Origin of the sequence: Methylophaga sp. (assembly GCF_965655755.1) — a bacterium.
In the GTDB taxonomy this organism is placed as follows: Bacteria; Pseudomonadota; Gammaproteobacteria; order Nitrosococcales; family Methylophagaceae; genus Methylophaga.
On record NZ_CBFHHW010000024.1, the window covers coordinates 1 to 3673 of the forward strand.

The window sequence follows — 3673 nt, forward strand, 5'->3', positions numbered from 1 at the left end:
AGTACCAGGGCTGAAAGAGATGTGAGCAGCCAGATCCAGACCATTCATGGTTGGTGCTTTCATATCGAAATTCAGGAATGCTGGTAAAAGACCATCACGAACTTCTTGAATATCTTCACCGCCAGCAGCGTCGTTATCAGTGAATACTGCGAATTGGTTGATTGAGCCGCTTACGCCCAGAGTCCAACCATCTTCGGCCATGACTGTTACTGCTTGTGCCGGAGCGGCAACAGCTGCAGCAGCGACCATTGATGCTAATACTAGTTTTTTCATTCTGTTTCACCTTCTATTGTTAACAGATTACTTTAATTTCTCTCGTAACCGGACTGAATCACGGTTGAAAGACAATTTTGCATAGATAAAAAAGCATTGCAACACTTTTACAACAAAAATTGTCATTTTGACGAAAATTTCATCTTTGTGTGTCTTTTTTACAACAGTTCTGGCGCTATGTGTTGATAAACGGGACTTGGCAGATGAACGAACAAGAAAGGTAATTTTGCCAATGCGCTGATATTTTTGTATTGCTCGAAAAAAAACGGTCCTGATAATTCGGATTGCCTAACTATATGGTGAAGCAAGATGTTGCTATCTGAATGTATGTCGCGGGGGAGGGGGGAAAGCAAAATTCAAATAATTCAGCAATAAAAAAACCCGGCAGTCATAAAATGAAGGCCGGGTTTCGTATTCGTGGTGGCTCGACCTGGAATCGAACCAGGGACACAGGGATTTTCAATCCCTTGCTCTACCAACTGAGCTATCGAGCCGATAAGGGTGCGTATTAAACCCTTTTGCGTTGGTATGTGTCAAGAAAAAAGCACGAAAAATTATGCCGGGTGCTTGTTGTTGTTATGGCACCATGCTCTAATGACCTGCTGATTTTACAGATTATTCAATGGATAAGGCATGGGGTTACGTAAAAAAGGGAGTCTATGGTTGGTGGTTATTGCTGCAATCCTTGTGATTGGAGTTGCAGTGCCGGCCTTTACCAAGCTTTCATGGTCTGACTGGGTCGATGGGTTGCTGACTGATTATAACGAGGCCGCTGAACGTGCTGCGAGTTATGGCGATGACGACGATGATGATGAAGAGAGTGAAACGAGCGAAACACAGGCCATGACGGTTGTGCTCGATGATGAGGCCATTGATTATGCCGGAGTGGAAACGCTTGCTGTTAAAGAAAAACTCTTTTTCCCGGAGCTGATGGCCTATGCATCGGTTGTAGATACACGAGAACTGATCCGGTGGCGTTCACGCATTAATCAATTGCAATCGTCATTGAGAGTTGCTGAAGTTACGGAGCAATCAGCACGTAAAGAACTGGAAAGGCTGCAAAAGCTAGCTAAGAGCACAGGAACCGTGGCCAGCAAAAATGTGAATTATGCGGATGCCAGCTGGCAGGAAGCCAGAGCGAATCTGCAGGCTGCACGCTTTCAGGTGGAAGATGCTAAAACCGAGTTACGACAAAGCTGGGGTGAGTCGATAGCGGATTGGATTCTGTCCAAACCTTCAAAAGAATTTGATCGCTTAGTCAGCCGTGAAGACACATTAATATTAGTAACGTTGCCTGTTGATGCCAGTCTGCCTGCCGATGTGAATGTCATTCGTGTGTCGCGTGATGGTGATAGGGATACTGCTCGGAAGGCGTATTATATTTCGCCTGCCTATATGGCAAATCAGCAAATTCAGGGTGAAACCTATTATTTCCGTATCAATACCGGCAAGCTCAGACTGGGCATGCGTCTGGATGCCTGGATTCCACAGAATGATGAACCTCAAACAGGCTTTCATGTTCCAGAACAGGCGATTGTCTGGTACGCGGGACAACCATGGACCTATGTTCAACTGGATGAAGCAACATTTGAACGTCGTGCTTTGGCAGCGGGTGAAACTGTTGTCGGCGGTATTTTTATCCAGTCTGGATTTAAAGTTGACGAAGAACTCGTCATTTCAGGTTCACAAATGCTGCTGTCTGAGGAATTTCGCTGGCAGATCCATGATGAGGATGATGATTAATCGGCTGGTTATGGATATCAAAAAGTTAGTTAGGATTACGCATGCTGTCTAAAGTTGTCGCCTTTTCCGTTCGTTTTCGCGGGATTGTGGTTGCCCTTGCCACGCTGTTACTGGCTTATGGTATTTATAAGCTTTCCAACTCAAGTCTGGATATCTTTCCCGAGTTTGCACCCAAACAGGTCATTATTCAGACTGAAGCGCAGGGCCTAACCGCCGAACAAGTCGAAGTGCTGGTCACACAACCCTTGGAAAATGCTTTGGGTGGTTTGGTTGGAATGGAGTCTATTCGGTCTCAGTCCATCCCCAGCCTGTCTGTTTTGATTCTGACGTTTTATGACAGCACGGATATCTATCTGGATCGGCAATTAGTGTCCGAACGTTTATTGGGGCTTAAAGATACTTTGCCTGAGGGCATTGGACCACCACTGATGGTGCCTCTGGAATCTTCTTCCGGCACGATTATGACAATTGGCCTGAGCTCGGATGAACATGATCTGATGAAGCTCAGAGCTCTGGTTGACTGGACCTTATCACCAAGATTACTGAGTGTTGAAGGTGTTGCAGATATTAACGTCTTCGGCGGTCATGAAAAACAATTACAAATTCAGATAGATCCCCGCAAACTGGCACGTTATGGCATTTCCGTTGATGAAGTCACGGAAGTAGCCAGAAAAGCCACCGGTATTCTCGGCACCGGATTTATTGAAAATAAGAATCAGCGAATGATGCTGCAGGTGAGTGGTCAGCCACTTAATGCCGAGCAGCTTTCAAAAGTTGTTGTCCGTAAGACGGATACGGCTATTCTTCGTCTGGGTGATATAGCTACAGTCAAAAGTTCACCCGCACCAGCAATCGGCGGTGCTGCTATCAGTGGTAAGCCGGGTGTGGTGTTGATGGTAATTGGTCAATATAAAGCCAACACACTAGCGGTGACCGAAGGTATTGAAGCGGCTTTGGAAGAGTTCAAAGATGGCTTTGAGGCGGAAGGGATAACGTTGCATGACGATTTATTCCGACCTGCTAACTACATCGAAACTTCCCTGCATAATATTCAAGAGCACCTCATGGTTGGCGGTAGCCTGGTCATGCTGGTGTTGTTCCTATTCCTGTTTAACCTGCGTACGGCCATTATTTCGATGACGGCGATTCCGTTGTCATTATTCGCTGCGCTGATCGTCTTGCTTGAGTTCGGCATCAATATCAACATCATGGTGCTGGGCGGTTTGGCGATTGCTTTGGGTGAAGTGGTTGATGATGCAATCATTGATACTGAAAATATTTTCCGTCGCTTACGTGAGAATGCTGCTCTGGCTACTCCGAAGCCAACGATGGAGGTTGTCTATCAAGCTTCGATGGAAGTGCGCAGCTCGGTGGTTTATGCCAGTTTTATCGTAATGCTGGTGTTTGTACCGCTTCTGACATTGAGTGGCGTAGCAGGACGAATGTTTGAGCCTTTGGGTGAAGCATATATTTTAGCGATTTTTGCATCGCTGGCGGTGGCGCTGACAGTGACACCGGCTTTATGTCACATTCTTTTGACTCGCGGAGGCAAGCTCAGTCATAAAGAACCGCCTCTGGTTCGTATGATAAAACCTGCCTACGGCAAAATTTTGCATGGCGTCAGTTCCTTCCCCAGATTGACTCTGGCTGGTGTATT

2 protein-coding genes, 1 tRNA gene and 1 pseudogene are annotated in these 3673 nt (G+C 46.2%); 2 read left to right on the plus strand and 2 right to left on the minus strand.

Translation table 11 applies throughout. The features are described from left to right. Positions 1–273 (minus strand): annotated as a pseudogene (locus ACTF5U_RS08795) (porin); the annotation flags it as partial. A 418-nt stretch (positions 274–691) separates the two neighbouring features. Then, positions 692–767 (minus strand) — tRNA-Phe (locus ACTF5U_RS08800). 139 nt (positions 768–906) lie between these two features. Between ACTF5U_RS08800 and ACTF5U_RS08805 the strand changes: the two genes are divergently transcribed. Together ACTF5U_RS08805 and ACTF5U_RS08810 are read left to right on the plus strand one after the other, a co-directional pair. Next, positions 907–2016 (plus strand): efflux RND transporter periplasmic adaptor subunit, encoded by a 1110-nt coding sequence (locus ACTF5U_RS08805; RefSeq protein ID WP_438971256.1) that lies wholly within the window; start codon positions 907–909, stop codon positions 2014–2016. 41 nt (positions 2017–2057) lie between these two features. After that, positions 2058–3673: efflux RND transporter permease subunit (locus ACTF5U_RS08810; RefSeq protein ID WP_438971257.1), on the plus strand; the 1616-nt coding region annotated here is incomplete at its 3' end.

What these genes read in the sequence shown, in the direction of transcription:
- ACTF5U_RS08805 (WP_438971256.1), top strand. Translation starts at nt 907, where the DNA reads ATGGGGTTACGTAAAAAAGGGAGTCTATGGTTGGTGGTTATTGCTGCA.